Below are 15,901 nucleotides of genomic sequence, written 5' to 3'. Positions count from 1 at the left end.
GTCTTAGTGTATTGCTCAGGCGCGCTGTTTGAGCCTGCGCATTATCTCAGACCGAAGCGCGGCGATCAACCGTGTCCACCGCGCCCCGTCTTTGATGTTACAAATTGAGAAATCAATTTGACATACTCGTCGGTGGCCAGTCGGAACATGAAATTCGGCAGGAACTGCCCCAGATTTCCTATCCCAACCCCGCCGGCTTGATCTTGCTGTCGATGAACTGGCCCTTGTTGGCGCGTTTGCCGCGGTAGGGATCCAGTGCCACGCCGTCGATGTGGGTCTTCGTTTCCTTGCCGCCGCGGCCGGCGCCTTCGACGGTCAGGGTGTTGCCGTAGTTCACCAGCACTGCCGCCAGCGCGTCCTTCTTGTCGAGTTCGATGATCTTGTTACCGCGGCCCTTGCTCATTTCCGGCATTTCGGCGAGTGGGAACAGCAGCAGGCGGCCGTTGGCGGTGATGGCGTTGAGCGTGCCGCCGGCAACCTTCGCCGGCTTCAGCGGTAGCTCGCCGTCGTCCAGCGACATGAAAGCCTTGCCGGCTTTCTGCCGCGAGATGAGGTCGCCGACCGTAGCGACGAAGCCGTAGCCGCCGCTGCCCGCGAACAGGTATTTGGTTTCCGGCACATCGGCAATGACCTGTGACAGCTTGGCGCCGTCCTGCAATTCGACCAGCGTGGTGATCGGCACGCCGTCGCCACGGCCGCCGGGCAGGTCGGCGACGCGCAGGCTGTAGGCGCGGCCCTTGCTGTCGAGCAGCACCAGCGGTTGCACGGTGCGCGATTCGGCGACGAAGAAGGGGTAGTCGCCGCTCTTGTAGCTGATGCTGTTGGGATCGATGCCATGGCCCTGGCGCGAACGCACCCAGCCGTTCTTCGATACGATCACGGTCACCGGTTCATCCGGGATGGCGACTTCGGCAATCGTCACCGGGGCGACGGTTTCGAGCAGCGTGCGGCGCTCGTCGCCGAATTGTTTGGCATCCTCGCTGATTTCCTTGAGGATCTGTTTGGTCAGTTCCTTGCGGCTTTCCAGCAGCAGCCTGAGCTGGCCTTCTTCCTCGCGCAGTTCGTTGAGTTCGCCTTCGATCTTGATGCCTTCGAGTCGCGCCAATTGGCGCAGGCGGATTTCGAGGATGTCCTCGGCCTGAACCTCGGTGAGGTGAAATTTCCAGATCAGGTCGAGCTTGGGTTCGTCGGAATTGCGGATCACCTTGATCACTTCGTCGATCTTGAGGAAGGCCGTCATGCGTCCTTCGAGGATATGGATGCGGCGTTCGACCTCGCCCAGACGATGCTGCGTACGTCGCTCGACGGTGACGAAGCGGAAGTCGATCCATTCGTGCAATATCTTCAGCAGATCCTTCTGCTGCGGCCGGCCATCGCGGCCGATCATGGTCAGGTTGAGCGAAACGCCGGCTTCGAGGCTGGTGTGGGCCAGCAGCACGGCCATAAATTCGTCCTGCGAAATCTTCGAACTGCGCGGCTCCAGCACGATGCGTACCGCTGCCTTGTCGCTCGATTCGTCGCGTACCGATTCGAGCACGCCGAGCACGAGCTGCTTGAGGTTCTTCTGTTCCTGCGAGACTTCCTTCTTGCCGAGGCGCGGTTGCGGATTGGTTAATCCCTCGATTTCCGACAGCACCTGTGCGGTTGATATGCCATGCGGCAGTTCATTGATGACGATGCGCCATTGGCCGCGTGCCAGATCCTCGACCTTCCAGCGTGCGCGCATGCGCAGCGAGCCGCGACCGCCGGCATAGGCTTCGCGGATATCTCCCGGCGTGGAAATCAGTTGTCCGCCACCGGGAAAATCCGGTCCGGGCAGTACCGTCAATACCTCTTCCAGCGCGGCCTCCGGTTTCCTGATCAGCAGCTTCGCCGCCTCGGCCACTTCGCGCAGATTGTGCGGCGGAATTTCGGTCGCCATGCCAACGGCAATCCCCGAAGCGCCGTTCATCAACACGAAGGGCAGGCGTGCCGGCAGCAGCGTCGGTTCCTTGAAGGCGCCGTCGTAGTTGGGCGCAAAATCGACCGTGCCGCGGTCGATCTCCGCCAGCAGCAGTTCGGCGATCGGTGTCAGCCGGCATTCGGTATAGCGCATCGCCGCCGCGCCGTCGCCGTCGCGCGAACCGAAATTGCCCTGGCCGTCGACCAGCGGATAGCGCAAACTGAAGTCCTGCGCCACGCGTACCATGGCGTCATAGACGCTGGTGTCGCCGTGCGGGTGATACTTGCCGATCACGTCGCCGACCACGCGCGCGCTTTTCACATGCTTGGCGGAGGCGGCCAGCCGCATCTCGTGCATGGCGTAGAGGATGCGGCGCTGCACCGGCTTCATGCCGTCTTCGACCTGCGGCAGCGCGCGTGAGCGCACCACGCTCATGGCATAGGCGAGATAAGCCTGCTCGGCGTAGCTGTCGAGCGGTAACACGCCATCGTCCATCGTTGCCGGTAGCACCGGTGGCTGGGGAGGCAGGCTGTCGAAGAGGTCGGGGGTATCAGAAGTCATATATCCGCATCCACGGTGTGGCCCTTGGCTTCCATCCAGGCGCGGCGCGACGAAGCTTCGCCCTTGCCCATCAAGAGCGTGAACAGTTTCAATGTCTCGTCGCGCGCACCGGATCGTTCGGCCACCGGCAATACGCGCCGCGTAGCGGGGTCCATCGCGGTTTCGCGCAATTGCACCGGGTTCATTTCCCCCAGGCCCTTGAAACGGCCGACTTCGATCGCATCGGCGCGGAAGCCTTCCTTTTCGAGACGGTCGCGGATGGCGTTCAATTCACCTTCGTCGAGCGCATAAAGCCGCCGCGCGGGGCGCTTCTTGCCCTGCGCCGGTACGTCGATGCGATACAGCGGCGGCTGCGCGACGAAGACATGGCCGCACGCGATGAGCGCCGGAAAGTGGCGGTAAAACAAAGTTAGCAGCAGCGTCTGGATGTGCGCGCCATCGACATCGGCATCCGACATGATGATGACCTTGCCATAGCGCAGTCCGGACAGATCAACGCCATCCTCGGGACCATGCGGGTCGATGCCCAAGGCGACGGCTACGTCGTGGATCTCGGCATTGGCGAACAGGCGGCCGGCCTCGATTTCCCAGGCGTTCTGCACCTTGCCGCGCAAGGGCAGAATGGCCTGCGTTTCCTTGTTGCGCGCCATCTTGGCCGAACCGCCGGCCGAATCGCCTTCGACCAGGAACAGTTCGTTCTCGGCAGTGTCGGTGGATTCGCAATCGGTGAGCTTGCCCGGCAGCACGGCGACGCCGGACTGCTTCTTCTTCTCGACCTTCTGCGAATTCTTCTGCCGTGCCTGGGCCTGGTTGATGGCGAGTTCGGCAATCGCGCGGCCGGCGTCGACGTTGTGGTTGAGCCAGATCTCGAATGGGTCGCGCACGCAGCCGGCGACCAGCTTCACGGCTTCGCGTGAATTGAGTTTTTCCTTGACCTGGCCCTGGAACTGCGGGTCGAGCAGGCGCGCCGAAAGCACGAAGGCCATGCGCCCGCAGACATCCTCCTGCTGCAGCTTGATGCCGCGCGGCAGCAGCGCATGGTGCTCGACGAAGGTTTTCATCGCCTCGAACACTCCGGCGCGCAGGCCGGATTCGTGGGTGCCGCCGGCGACGGTGGGAATCAGGTTGACATAGGACTCGGAAGGCAGCGCTTCCCCGAACCAGCCGAAGGCCCACGCCGCGCCTTCGCCTTCAGCGAAATCGCCTTCGCTGGCCTCGGCGTATTTCTCGGCGGCAAAGATCGGCGCCAGCGCTTCAAGGTCGCCAGCCATTTCGCGCAGATAGCCGGTCAGTCCATCGGGATAAGTCCAGGTCTTGGAAAGGCAGCTGCCATCGGTCTGCTCGATGTCGAGCGCGACCTTGACGCCGGGTAGCAGCACGGCCTTGGAACGCAGCAAGCGCTCGATCTCGGCCAGCGGCACCTTGGGCGAATCGAAATACTTCGGGTCGGGCCAGGCGCGCACGCGGGTACCAGTCTCCTTGCCGCAGGTGCCGATCTGTTCGAGCTTGCCGACATGCTCGCCGCCGTCGGTGAATTCGACGCCATGCACTTTACCTTCGCGCCGCACTTCGACCGTGACGCGCGTCGATAGGGCGTTGGTGACGGCAACGCCGACGCCGTGCAGACCGCCGGAAAAGGCATAGGCGCTGTTTCCCGTACGTTTGTCGAACTTCCCGCCCGCGTGCAGGCGCGTAAAGGCCAGCACCACGACGGGAATTTTTTCTTCCGCATGCAGGCCGACCGGGATGCCGCGGCCGTCGTCGCTGACCGTCACCGAACCATCGGTATGCAGCAACACATGAATGTTCTTGGCGTAACCGGCAAGCGCCTCGTCGGCGGCGTTATCGATGACTTCGTGAATGATGTGCGCCGGCGAGTCGGTGCGGGTGTACATGCCCGGCCGTTCGCGCACCGGCTCCAGTCCCTTGAGGACACGGAAGGAGGATTCGTCGTATTGCTGCTTGCTCATTGGGGAAACGATAGGTTGAATGATTGATTGAAGAGGCTGCCACGTTTGCTGCGGGAGTGTAGCGGAATTGCCTTCTTTTCCGCTCGTCGTCGTGGGCCGGCTAGGAGCCGCCGCCGCAAGTGCGTTCGACCCGTTCGTGCGTCGATCTTCCCCCCAGAAACCGGCGCACCCGCTCCATCCAGGGTTCGGTATGGCGGCGAATTTCCGCATCATCGTCGAGAATGCGCTGGATCAGGCCGTGTTTCAGGTCGAGTTCCTGAAACGAGGGGGAACTGCCGTCATCTTCCCCGATCAGCCCATCGCGCAAAGTGGCGACATTGCGCTCCAGAGCGACGAGGCGCTCCCAGTCGTTGGCGCGCGCTGCCTCGACCATCTGGGCCGAGAGCGCGCAAATTTCCTTGTAGATATTGATCTGGGAAGGCATTAGCAACATGGTAGTCGTCAGCTTGCGGCCTTGGTCGGGGAAACTACAGCGCTATTCTTTGCCTATTTCTTTCCAACCATTTGTAAGCTTGCGAAGTAGCTCAGAAACCCCTTTCAGAACCAGCTATCGCCGTGCGGATTGCCGTGTAGCACGGCGTTTCACCTACAATTTATGGGCGGCTCGATGCGGTTGCCGCCAGAACGGCAATCAGGACGGGTTTTGGGCCCGTTTTCGCTGGTTTCGGCCGGGGCGTGCTTTGCACCACGCGATTGGGCGCTATGCCGCGACGACGCGGTTTTTTCCCCGTGCGCTTGGCCATATACATTGCGTTATCAGCGCGTTGGATGACTTCAAGCGCGCTTTCCTCTTGCCTTATTTCGGCAACACCACAACTGAAGGTGATCTGGATTTTTTTGTGGTTATGCAGGAAATCCTTCCGCGCCAGTTCGCTCTGTACGCGGGTCATCGCCATTGTTGCGCCGCGCAGATTGGCATTTGGCAGCAGGAGGAAGAACTCCTCGCCGCCATACCGCGCCAGGACATCCTGCGGCCGGATGGTGGCGCGTAACAGGGATGAAAGGTGAATCAGTGCGGCATCGCCGACGCTATGTCCGAATATGTCATTGAATCGCTTGAAATTATCGATATCGAGCATCGCCACCGATAAATCTCCGCCATATCGCTTTCTGCGCGTGACCTCGCGTTCGATCGCTTCATTCATTCCCTTGCGATTGAGGGCGTTGGTCAGGGAGTCGTGGCGTACCAGTTTGCTGGCCAATGCAAGTTCGGTTCGCAGCCGGCTGATTTCCTGCTCGGATTCTTCGACGCGCAGCTTAAGGGCCGAAAAATCGGTGTGAGTGTGCAGGGCCTGGGCCTGGATACCGCGTGTCTCGCGCATCGCATCGTCCAGCACTTTGGACAGTTCGTTAATGGTGCTGGCCTGTGCGATGCGCGCTACGCAATTTTCAATCTTGGCGTGGTAGTCCGAGGTCAATTCCGTAAAACTGGCAAGCTGATCGATAAAAGTGGCCAGCATGGCCTTGAGCTGTTCCTGGGCTTGGGTAAGCTCCTGCTTCATGCTGCTCTGTTTGACGGCCAGGTCGCGCAGACGGCTTTCGGCGGCATCGAGGTGGCGAATATTGAGGGGACGCTGGTCGATCAATTCCGCAACAACGTTAATTTGGCCAGACAGCCATTTGTCATCACCGTACAGTCCGTCGATATTGCTGATCATGAGACTCAGCAGTTTCAGCAAGGCATCGCGGATTTCGGCCTTGTCTTGTGCTACCAAACCGAGCCGGCAGTTGAATTCCTTGATCTTTGTCGCGAGTTGCAGCACCTGCCCGGAACTATGAGTGGCGCGTATTTTCATCGCCAGAACTTTTGCTTCATCCGCCAGCTCCGGGGTTTCGGCGAGCAGAATCGCAACGGTGTCTTCCAGCAGGTGTGCGGACAGTTCCTTCAGGGTGCTTTCAATCTGGTAAACAGGTGCGGCCGGATGTGCGATTCCAGAGACCACCTCATTACTGGTGCCGGAAATCTCCTGATAAGCCGCCAGATAGTTGGCGGGCGTCGGCGGCAAGCTACGCTGGGCCAAGCGCAACAATATTTCGTGTGCAATTTCCAAGGGTGGAGAGCTTTCAGCTATGTTTTTTATTTGGTTATTACCGAATAATCTTACACCAGAGTCCCTTTGTACAAGCCATGGGTAAATGAATGTTCCCGCTTCCAAATACGACCGTATCGTGAAACGTTGAGGGCCTTCTCAAAATAAAAAAAGCCCGTCACAAGAGACGGGCCAAGGGGGAGAGAGTCTTGCCTATTCGGGTCTGATTTCCCCATTCACGAGACGGACGCGTTCGCCATCACGGAAACCCTGTTCGTGGTCGCTGTTGAAAACACGCGATGTGCCATCGTCGAATCGGACCGTGGTTTGATAGCTGACGATCTGCTTGCGCGATTTCTCAATTTTATTGCCCAGCAAGGCGCCACCGACGACACCAGCGATTGTTGCCAGCGTGCGGCCATTGCCGCTCCCCACGTTGTTGCCGACTACACCGCCGAGTGCCCCACCGGCGACGGCGCCGACGCCACTGCCTTCGCCTTCACGCACGATGCGCTGCACCGACTCGATGCGGCCGCAATTGTTGCAGACAGCGGGCGGCGGGGGTGGGGGTGGAGCAAGTTCGGCTGCCGGTTCGGCGCGGGTGATTTGTTCAGCGCGGCGCTCGACATGGCGACGCTTGGGCGAAGCGTCTTTCTTGACGACGGCCTGCGGTATGGGGGCCGTCGTTGCTGCTGGCGGAGTTGCCGCAACCGTTGCTGGTGCGTTAACGTCAGCTACAGACTGAGGAATGGCCGCTGGCTCTGCGGATTTTGACGTGGGGATCAGGCCCATTATTGCCGCGATGCCGGTGATGGAGAGCAGGATGACGGCGATGGCCGCAACCCATAGCACGGGATGCAGCGGACGATGTGTCGACATGGTGTTCATGAAGCCTCCTCCTACACAGACGATGATGTCAATTTAACGCATCGTTACGCTGGCTGCCGACATCCGCAATGGAGCGTTACAAATCCGGTGGCAATTAGCGTGAAGACGTGGCGATGGGGCATCTTGTGATATCGAGTGCAGCGAGCCGATCAGTAGCCCCGCCCTGGGGGTTGAGGCGGGGTTTCGCAAAGCACTGCTTTGCGCCGCCGAGACGGGCGAGCTGTGCAAAGCGAGCCCTGGAGCAGGTGTTGGGGTGGGGGGCATTCAATTTGCCTTGCGCATTTTCATCCTTCTGGATGACGCTGGCGATCATGCGCGCCAAGCAATGCCGCGGCGTTGGTTGCGGATCATGAAACGGCCGGGGTCAATGGCATCCAAAAGATCACGTTCGAGCGGCAGCGGTTCGTTGTTGAGTTGCGCGGCGAGCAGTTCCGCCGCCAATGGCGCCCAAGCCAGGCCGCGTGATCCCATCGCCAGCAGACTGTGGAGACCGGGCAGGCGCAGTACGTCGCGCAACTGGGCGCCTGGCTTCAGCGTTTGGGTCATATCCGGCAGCGCGCCGACGATCGGCATGCGGTCGATGGCGATGGCGCGAAAGCCGACCAGGCCGGCGAGTTGCGCCGGCTCGAATTGCGGCAAGTCTCCACCGGGCAGCAGCTCGGCGAGACGTTGCAGATTGGAACAATGGCTGTCCTCGCGTGGTTCCGGGTCGTCGTCCTTGTCATAAGTCGCTCCGAGGCAATGCCTCCCCAGTGTGTCGGGAGTGAGATAACCGTTGCCGCACAGCGCATGGTGGAGAAAGGGCAGGGAGCCTCGCGGCAACATGCTGATCTGCCCGCGCATCTTGCTGAGCGGCAGCTTGCATTGCGGAACCAGGCGCACGGCATCGATGGAATTGGCGACGATCGCGACCGGCGCGCTGCCGAGCGTTTGGCCATGAACGCCAATGGCATGCCAGTTTCCGCCATCGTATTCCAGCCGCGCCACGTCGGTGTGGAAATGCGTCGAAATCGCGGCGGAGTGCCGCGCCAGCAGCGCTTTGAAGAGCGTGATCGGATTGACGATGGCGCCGCCTGGGTAGTACCAGCCGCCCGCTGCGACGACATGACCCGCCTGCCGCGCTGCCGTTTCGCGGTCGATGAATTCGGCATACTCGCCGGGGAAGCCCAGAGCATCGGTGATGTCGCGTTGCGCACGTTCCTCCTCCGCGTCGCGGGCGAGGTGGAGGATGCCGCATTGGCTCCAGCGCAAGCCGAGGTTTTTGGCGTCGAGCTGCCGAAATAGACGCAACGCGTACAGATAGCCGGCGCGCGTCAGTCGCGCGGCGAGGTTGTCGTCCTTCGCCAGCAGGGGATGCAGCAGTCCTGTCAGCCCCAGAAAGCCCCCGATTATGTTGCTGATGGCCGAACGCCGTTCGAAGAGGTCGACATGCCACTGCCGCGCTGCCAGTCTTTCTGTAATGGCGCAGCCGGCAATGCCGCCACCTATCACTATGGCATGTCTGGGCGGTGCCGATGGCGGGACATTTCCATCGCTTTTACCAAACAAGCGGCCGCACAGCATGTCGCGCTTGCTGCCGAAGCCGGGCCGCTTCTCCAGTGTCCAGCGCTGGGCGGCCAGCGCCTCGCGCACCGGCGCCGCGACGCTCCACGTGGCCAGCGTGGCGCCGGGTTTGCAGAGCCGGGTAACGGCCTTGAGTAATTGCGGGTCCCACAGCACGGGGTTCTTTGCCGGGGCGAAACCATCGAGATAGAGCGCATCGGCCGCTACGGCGAGCTTGCGCATTTGTGTGGTGGCATCGCCGAAGAGCAGCGTCAGCGTGACGCGGCCGTTGTCGAGCAGCAGGCGGTGTACTCCCGGCGTCAGCAGCGGCCACTGCGCCTGCAATTCATCCGCCAACGCGGCGAGTTGCGGCCAGCGCGCATGCAATTGGGCCAGGTCGGCGCGCGCGAAGGGGTGCTTCTCGACCGAGACGAAATGCAGCCGCTGGCAGCGCGCAGTTTTATTAATGTGATCTTCACGCCAGCGCTGCCAGGTGGCAAGGAAATTCAGGCCCAGGCCAAAGCCGGTTTCCAGAATGACAAATAGCTCACGATCACGCCATGCCCGGGGCAGGTCATTGCCGGCAAGAAAAACATGCTGCGCCTGTTCCAGCCCGCCATCGGCGGAATGGTAGATGTCGTCGAATATCGCTGAATACGGAACGTCGTTGGCGGTATAGCTCAATGTTGCTGGATCAAGAGCAAAAGGCATTTATCGCAGAGGACGCAGAGTACGCAGAGGAAGGCGAGAAACGAAAATGATTTTCTCCATGTCCTCTGAGTCCTCCGTGGTGGAGGCGGTTTTCATTCCGGACGCATCTGCGGGAACAGGATCACATCGCGAATCGAGGGCGAATCGGTCAGCAGCATCACCAGCCGGTCGATGCCGATGCCGCAGCCACCGGTCGGCGGCAGGCCGTATTCGAGCGCGCGGATGTAATCGGCGTCGTAGAACATGGCTTCCTCGTCGCCGGCCTCCTTGGCCCTGGCCTGCTCCAGGAAGCGCGCCGCCTGGTCTTCCGGATCGTTCAGCTCGGAGAAGCCGTTGGCGATTTCGCGGCCGACGATGAACAGTTCGAAACGTTCGGTGATATCCGGGTTGCTGTCGGAACGTCGCGCCAGCGGCGAGACTTCGGTCGGGTAGTCGATGATGAAAGTCGGCTCCCAGATTTCGGCTTCGGTGGTTTCCTCGAACAGTTGCATCTGCAGTGTGCCAAGCCCGGCATTCGGTTTGACTTCCACCTTGAGCTCGCCAAGTTTTTTGCGCAGCCAGCCGGTGTCGTTCAATTCCTCGAAACCGTAGCCGGGATGGTGATGGTGAATGGCACCGACAATAGTGAGGCGCCGAAAAGGTTTCGACAGATCAAGTTCGCGGCCCTGGTACTGGAAGGTTTCCAGCCCCATTGCTTCGCGTGCGGCGTGGCGCAGCAAGCCTTCGGTGAAATCCATCAGGCTTTGGTAATTGGCGTAGGCCTCGTAGAACTCCATCATGGTGAACTCGGGGTTGTGCCGCGGCGACAGCCCCTCGTTGCGGAAGTTGCGATTGACTTCAAACACTTTCTCGAAACCGCCGACCACCAGACGCTTCAGGTACAGCTCCGGCGCGATGCGCAGAAACAGGTCGAGATCGAGCGCGTTATGGTGCGTGGTAAAGGGCTTGGCTGCAGCTCCGCCCGGGATGGAATGCATCATCGGCGTTTCCACTTCGAGAAAACCGTGATGCGTCATGTAGTGGCGGATCGAAGTGATCATGCGGCTGCGTGCGACGAAGGTGAAACGCGTCTGCTCGTTGGTGATGAGGTCGAGGTGGCGCTGGCGGTATTTCTGCTCGACGTCGGACAGGCCGTGGAATTTTTCCGGTAACGGGCGCAACGCCTTCGACAGCAGGCGGATCTCGCTTGCGTGCACGGAGAGCTCGCCGGTCCTGGTCTTCATCATGGTGCCCGCCACGCCGACGATGTCGCCGAGGTCCCACTGCTTGAAGTCGGTGTAGCTTTCCTCGCCGACACCATCGCGGCTGACGAAAATCTGGATACGGCCGGAAAGGTCCTGGATGGTCGCAAAGCTGGCCTTGCCCATGACGCGCTTCAACATGATGCGTCCGGCCACCGCAACCGCAATGGCAGCAGCTTCCAGTTCTTCCTTGGTTTTCTCGCCGTAGAATTCATCGAGCTTTTCGGCGGTGTTCTCGCGCACGAAGTCGTTCGGGTAGGACTTGCCCGACTCGCGCCATTTGCGCAATTTCTCGCGCCGTTCGGTGATGATATGATTTTCGTCTGAAGCGGGCTGTGACGCGGGAGTTTGGGCGTTGTCAGTCATGGTGGCGGTTATCAATAAAAAGTATGTACTTTGAATCCCAGTGCGCGTGCAGCGCCGGCTTGGGTTTTGTCGGCGGTAGCGAACTGTTTGCAATCGGTCGCATGGGCGACCGCGAGATGCAGGGCATCAAGCGTGCGCAACGGCATATCCGGCATTTTGGCGATCAGTTGGTCGGCCAGGATAAAACAGCTGTCGCTGAGTGGCGCAATGTGCAGGATGCCCTGGCGAAGATGATCCTCGAAAAGTTGTTGGTTGAGTTGCGCAACCCGCTTGCTGATTTGTTGATCCCGTAGCTTGCGCTGGTGCAGGCAGCGGAACTCCACGCTGGTGAGCCGGCTGACCAGAACACTACCGACGCTGTCGAGCAGCGATTCGACCGCATCGGAATAGGGCTCCGGAAGATACCATTTGGCTAGTGCGCTGGTATCGATATAAAGCGTGGCAGAACTCATCCGCGCGCATCCCGGTCTGCGCGGATCAGTACTTCGCTGGGGATCGTCTGAAAAGGAATTTTTGCCCGATGTTTGGCCAGACTGGGCATCTTCTTCGGTGGGATTGGCGCCTCGATGGGCAGTACTCGCGCGAAGGGCTTGCCGTGGTGGGTGAGGATGACTTCGCCTTCTTCCTTCAGTGCGGTTTCCAGAGCGCCATAACTGGCGCGCATTTCACGTATTCCAAGGGTTTTCATGTGGTGCTCCTCGACCGGTAACAGGCGAATTGTGTCACATTTTGTTTTGTGTGTCACATTTTGCGGGACGGCCGGTATAATCCGCGCCCTCTGTGTTTGTTATGAAAGCTTCTCGTGTCCCTCGATTCCGAAATCGCCCGCCGCCGTACCTTCGCCATCATTTCGCACCCCGATGCGGGCAAGACCACGCTGACCGAAAAACTGCTCTGGTTCGGTGGCGCGATCCAGGTCGCGGGCGAGGTGCGGGCGCGCAAGGCCTCGCGCCACGCGACGTCCGACTGGATGGAACTGGAAAAGCAGCGCGGCATTTCGGTCACTTCCTCGGTGATGCAGTTCCCCTATCGCGACTGCATCATCAACCTGCTCGACACGCCGGGCCACGCCGACTTCTCGGAAGACACCTATCGCACGCTGACCGCCGTCGATTCTGCCGTGATGGTGATCGATTCGGTGAAGGGCGTCGAGGAACGCACCATCAAGCTGCTCGATGTCTGCCGCCTGCGCGATACGCCGATTCTTACCTTCATCAACAAGCTCGACCGTGAAGGCCAGTCGCCGATCGACCTGCTTGACGAAATCGAATCCGTGCTGAATATCCAGTGCGCGCCGATGACCTGGCCGATCAGCATGGGCAAGCGTTTCCGCGGCGTGTACGATCTTTATCGCGACACAATTCACTTCTTCGATCCGCAGGCCGAGAAGGGCACCTCGGAAATCATTCAGGGCCTCGACAACCCGCGTCTCGATGAAGTGATCGCGGATCAGGCCGAAGAACTGCGCATGGACATCGAACTGGTGCGCGGCGCCTCGCATGCCTTCGACAAGGACGCCTATCTGTCGGGTCGGCAGACGCCGGTGTATTTCGGTTCAGGGATCAACAACTTCGGCGTGCAGAGCGTGCTCGATGCCATTGTCGATCTGTCGCCGCCGCCCCTGGCGCGACCGACGACGACGCGCGACGTGGCGCCGAACGAGCCGAAGTTCACTGCTTTTGCCTTCAAGATCCAGGCCAACATGGACCCGCGCCATCGCGACCGCATCGCCTTCCTGCGCGTCTGCTCGGGACATTTCGAGCGCGGCATGAAGATCAAGCAGATGGGAGCGGCCAAGCCGTTTGCCGTGAACAACGCGATTACCTTCATGGCGCAGGATCGCAGCATCATGGAGGACGCCTATGCCGGAGACATTATCGGCATTCCCAACCACGGCACCATTCGTCTCGGCGAAACCTTCACCGAGGGCGAGGAGCTGCGTTTCACCGGCATTCCTTCTTTTGCGCCGGAACTGTTCCAGCGCGCGGTGCTGAAGAATCCACTCAAGCTGAAGCAGCTGCAGAAGGGCTTGCAGCAACTGGCGGAGGAGGGCGCGACGCAATTATTTCGCCCACTCGGCAGCAACGATCTGATTCTCGGCGCGGTTGGCGCCCTGCAGTTCGACGTGGTGGCACACCGGCTCGAATTTGAATATGGCGTCGATGCGGTGTTCGAGCCCTGCGCCGTGGCGACGGCACGCTGGATCAAGGGTAGCCCGGACCAACTGCGCGCCATTGCCGACAAGTATCCCGCCAGCGTCGCGCTCGACGGCGCGGAGGATTATGTCTATCTCGCCTCCAGCCGCGTCAACCTGCAATTGACGCAAGAGCGCTATCCCGAGCTCAAGTTCCAGGAAACGCGCGAAGTGCATTGACTGCTCGCGCCGCGCGCCGCAGTCATGGCGCCAGCGCAGAGAATTGGCGATTACGGCAAGCGGTTCGGCAGCAGCGCTTGCGACAGAAAACGGGCAATGGGTACCACCTCGATACGCGGATCGGTATTGCTGCGCACACTGTCGGTAGTGACGATCCGTTGTACCGAAGCAGCGCAAATTCTGTCCAGCGCGCCCGGCGCCATGACGGCATGAACAAACAGCGCGTGGACCGCTTTCGCGCCGGCATCGAACAATGCGTGAGCCGCGCCGGCAATGGTGCCGCCGGTGCTAGCCATGTCATCCACGATCAGGCAAGATCGGTTGCGCACCTCGCCCAGGGTTTTCAGCGTGACCGCAATATCTGCGCCGGGACGATTTTTTGTGACCACCGCCAGCGGCACTGTCAGCGCAGTTGCATAGCGTTGCGCGCGCTTGAAGCCCCCGGCATCGGGTGAAACGATCACCAGATCGGCGATATTCCAGCTCCGGATCACGGGCAGCATCAGATCATCGGCATATAGGTGAAACAGCGGCATCTCGAAAGCATTTTCCAGTGCCGGCGAATGCAACTCCAGCGCGACGATCCTGTCGATGCCGGCGTGGTGCAGGAGATGCGCCGCCAGCCGCGCCGAGAGCGGCTCGCCGCTGCTCTTGCGCACGTCCTGCCGGGCGTAGCCGAAGTAGGGCACCACGGCTGTCACCCGCGCAGCCCCCGCGGCGTGTGCCGCGTCGGCGATCAACGCCAGTGTCATCAGGCGCTCGTTGGTCGGTGAGGAGGTCGGCTGCACGATGTACAGATCGGCGTTGCGGATTTCGGCCTCGATACGAATTCGCGTTTCGCCGTCGGCGAAAGCCGAGATCGAGACGGGGATCAAGGTTGCCCCTAGCGCAAGCGCAATATCGCGCCCCAGTTCAGGGTGGGCATCGCCGGCGATCAGCGCGATTTCATTCATTGCCCGATTCTCTTCCCGACTTTTATCGGAGCTGAAACGCTGATGCTCATGGCGCACCTCGATTGGCGGCATCCTGACGGGACGGTATGCACACGATAACGGCCAACGCGGCAACGCTTGTTGACCGCGGTCAAACTATTCCATGACGGGATGGAATAACAATCCGGTTAAACAGGCCAACACGGTGAGTTCCTGTGCCGAGCAGGAGCTCCATAGTCAACGTCGCGTATCATCGGAATTCCGAGGACTCCTCTCATGGCACAAGATCTTTTCCTGATCACCGGCGGCGCCGGATTTCTCGGCATCAATCTGTGCCGCTATCTCCTTGCCCGCGGACAAGCGGTACGCTCGCTCGATATCGCTGCGTTCGATTACCCGGAGTGCAACGCCATCGATCCGGTTTTGGGAGACATTCGCGATTCCACCACCGTGGATCGGGCAATGGAGGGCGTAACGGTTGTCGTTCATGCGGCGGCAGCCCTGCCGCTGAGCAAGCGGCGCGACATCTTCTCCACCGATGTCGATGGCACGCGCATCGTTCTCGACAGCGCCTTCCGGCACGGGGTCTCACGCGTTATTTTCATATCCTCGACATCCGTTTATGGAATCCCCGATCATCACCCGCTGTATGAAGACGATCGGCTGCAGGGGGTGGGGCCTTACGGCGAAGCCAAGATCGCGGCGGAAAAACTATGCCTTGTGCAACGCGACGCCGGGCATTGCGTGACGATCCTCCGTCCCAAGAGCTTTGTCGGGCCGGAACGACTTGGTATCTTTGAGCTGCTCTACGACTGGGCCTGCGATGGAAGAAATTTTCCGGTACTCGGTTCCGGAGATAACCGCTATCAGTTGCTCGATGTCGAGGATCTTTGTGCCGTCATCTATCTCTGTGCGACGCGGGATCGTATTACCGTCAATGACACCTTCAACGTTGGCGCCAGGGATTTCGGCACCATGCGCGACAACTTTCAGGCGGTGCTGGACCATGCTGGCCATGGTGGTCGCGTTGTCGGTCTACCTGCCGCTCCGGTCATTGCGCTATTGAAGCTGCTGGAGGCCTTGCATCTTTCTCCCATCTACAAGTGGGTGTACGACACCGCCGCCGAAGAGAGCTTTGTGTCGATCGAACGCCTCGAAAGCCGGCTCGGATTTGTTCCCCGTTTTTCGAACCGGGATGCGTTGCTGCGCAACTATGACTGGTACGTGGCCCATCGCGGCGAATTCCGGGGCAAGACGGGAATTTCGCATCGCGTGCCCTGGAAAAAGGGTGCATTGCAACTAGCCAAGCAACTTTTCTAACGGTACACTGTGCATCGGCTATCG

At 60.4% G+C, this 15,901-nt stretch carries 12 protein-coding genes; 2 read left to right on the top strand and 10 right to left on the bottom strand.

Annotated elements, in window-relative coordinates:
* Nucleotides 1-178: 178 nt before the first annotated feature.
* From parC to K5E80_RS05420, 9 genes are all read right to left on the bottom strand, one after another.
* A complete protein-coding gene (gene parC / locus K5E80_RS05460; protein WP_246590879.1) occupies nt 179-2,503 on the bottom strand; it encodes a DNA topoisomerase IV subunit A in 2,325 nt (774 codons plus the stop codon).
* Complete coding sequence (locus K5E80_RS05455; RefSeq protein ID WP_220635210.1) at nt 2,500-4,473, bottom strand: DNA topoisomerase IV subunit B; 1,974 nt, start codon at nt 4,471-4,473, stop codon at nt 2,500-2,502. Before K5E80_RS05455 ends, parC begins: the two co-directional genes overlap by 4 nt.
* 100 nt (nt 4,474-4,573) lie before the next feature.
* On the bottom strand, nt 4,574-4,906 hold the full coding sequence (locus K5E80_RS05450; RefSeq protein ID WP_246590878.1) for a flagellar protein FliT: 333 nt from the start codon (nt 4,904-4,906) through the stop codon (nt 4,574-4,576).
* Nucleotides 4,907-5,066: 160 nt separating this feature from the next.
* Nucleotides 5,067-6,524 (bottom strand): GGDEF domain-containing protein, encoded by a 1,458-nt coding sequence (locus K5E80_RS05445; protein WP_220635209.1) that lies wholly within the window; start codon nt 6,522-6,524, stop codon nt 5,067-5,069.
* Between the two features lie 192 nt (nt 6,525-6,716).
* The gene (locus K5E80_RS05440; RefSeq protein WP_220635208.1) at nt 6,717-7,391 is read right to left on the bottom strand and encodes an outer membrane lipoprotein; all 675 of its coding nucleotides are present in this window, start codon (nt 7,389-7,391) and stop codon (nt 6,717-6,719) included.
* 309 nt (nt 7,392-7,700) lie between these two features.
* On the bottom strand, nt 7,701-9,644 hold the full coding sequence (gene mnmC / locus K5E80_RS05435) for a bifunctional tRNA (5-methylaminomethyl-2-thiouridine)(34)-methyltransferase MnmC2/FAD-dependent 5-carboxymethylaminomethyl-2-thiouridine(34) oxidoreductase MnmC1 (RefSeq protein WP_220635207.1): 1,944 nt from the start codon (nt 9,642-9,644) through the stop codon (nt 7,701-7,703).
* A 92-nt stretch (nt 9,645-9,736) separates the two neighbouring features.
* On the bottom strand, nt 9,737-11,251 hold the full coding sequence (gene lysS / locus K5E80_RS05430; protein ID WP_220635206.1) for a lysine--tRNA ligase: 1,515 nt from the start codon (nt 11,249-11,251) through the stop codon (nt 9,737-9,739).
* A gap of 11 nt (nt 11,252-11,262) precedes the next feature.
* Complete coding sequence (locus tag K5E80_RS05425; RefSeq protein ID WP_220635205.1) at nt 11,263-11,703, bottom strand: type II toxin-antitoxin system VapC family toxin; 441 nt, start codon at nt 11,701-11,703, stop codon at nt 11,263-11,265.
* A complete protein-coding gene (locus K5E80_RS05420; protein WP_220635204.1) occupies nt 11,700-11,939 on the bottom strand; it encodes a type II toxin-antitoxin system Phd/YefM family antitoxin in 240 nt (79 codons plus the stop codon). Before K5E80_RS05420 ends, K5E80_RS05425 begins: the two co-directional genes overlap by 4 nt.
* 114 nt (nt 11,940-12,053) lie before the next feature.
* Between K5E80_RS05420 and K5E80_RS05415 the strand changes: the two genes are divergently transcribed.
* Nucleotides 12,054-13,625: a peptide chain release factor 3 gene (locus K5E80_RS05415; RefSeq protein ID WP_220635203.1), complete on the top strand. Its 1,572-nt coding sequence runs from the start codon at nt 12,054-12,056 to the stop codon at nt 13,623-13,625.
* A 50-nt stretch (nt 13,626-13,675) separates the two neighbouring features.
* On the opposite strand, the gene K5E80_RS05410 is transcribed toward K5E80_RS05415, so the two are convergent.
* Nucleotides 13,676-14,578: a ribose-phosphate diphosphokinase gene (locus K5E80_RS05410; RefSeq protein WP_220635202.1), complete on the bottom strand. Its 903-nt coding sequence runs from the start codon at nt 14,576-14,578 to the stop codon at nt 13,676-13,678.
* Nucleotides 14,579-14,833: 255 nt separating this feature from the next.
* Here K5E80_RS05410 and K5E80_RS05405 point away from each other — a divergent pair, with 255 nt between their 5' ends.
* Nucleotides 14,834-15,877: an NAD-dependent epimerase/dehydratase family protein gene (locus tag K5E80_RS05405; RefSeq protein ID WP_220635201.1), complete on the top strand. Its 1,044-nt coding sequence runs from the start codon at nt 14,834-14,836 to the stop codon at nt 15,875-15,877.
* The last annotated feature ends 24 nt before the right edge of the window (nt 15,878-15,901 follow it).

Source organism: Georgfuchsia toluolica (assembly GCF_907163265.1).
In the GTDB taxonomy this organism is placed as follows: domain Bacteria; phylum Pseudomonadota; class Gammaproteobacteria; order Burkholderiales; family Rhodocyclaceae; genus Georgfuchsia; species Georgfuchsia toluolica.
The sequence above is the reverse complement of the archived record's forward strand: the minus strand, read 5'-3'. Positions and strand labels throughout refer to the sequence as shown.

Bases quoted from the DNA above. Each gene is read 5' to 3' on its own strand.
- K5E80_RS05440 (WP_220635208.1), bottom strand. From the start codon at position 7,391: ATGAACACCATGTCGACACATCGTCCGCTGCATCCCGTGCTATGGGTT.
- K5E80_RS05425 (WP_220635205.1), bottom strand. From the start codon at position 11,703: ATGAGTTCTGCCACGCTTTATATCGATACCAGCGCACTAGCCAAATGG.
- K5E80_RS05450 (WP_246590878.1), bottom strand. From the start codon at position 4,906: ATGTTGCTAATGCCTTCCCAGATCAATATCTACAAGGAAATTTGCGCG.
- K5E80_RS05455 (WP_220635210.1), bottom strand. From the start codon at position 4,473: ATGAGCAAGCAGCAATACGACGAATCCTCCTTCCGTGTCCTCAAGGGA.
- lysS (WP_220635206.1), bottom strand. From the start codon at position 11,251: ATGACTGACAACGCCCAAACTCCCGCGTCACAGCCCGCTTCAGACGAA.
- K5E80_RS05405 (WP_220635201.1), top strand. From the start codon at position 14,834: ATGGCACAAGATCTTTTCCTGATCACCGGCGGCGCCGGATTTCTCGGC.
- K5E80_RS05420 (WP_220635204.1), bottom strand. From the start codon at position 11,939: ATGAAAACCCTTGGAATACGTGAAATGCGCGCCAGTTATGGCGCTCTG.
- K5E80_RS05410 (WP_220635202.1), bottom strand. From the start codon at position 14,578: ATGAATGAAATCGCGCTGATCGCCGGCGATGCCCACCCTGAACTGGGG.
- mnmC (WP_220635207.1), bottom strand. From the start codon at position 9,644: ATGCCTTTTGCTCTTGATCCAGCAACATTGAGCTATACCGCCAACGAC.
- parC (WP_246590879.1), bottom strand. From the start codon at position 2,503: ATGACTTCTGATACCCCCGACCTCTTCGACAGCCTGCCTCCCCAGCCA.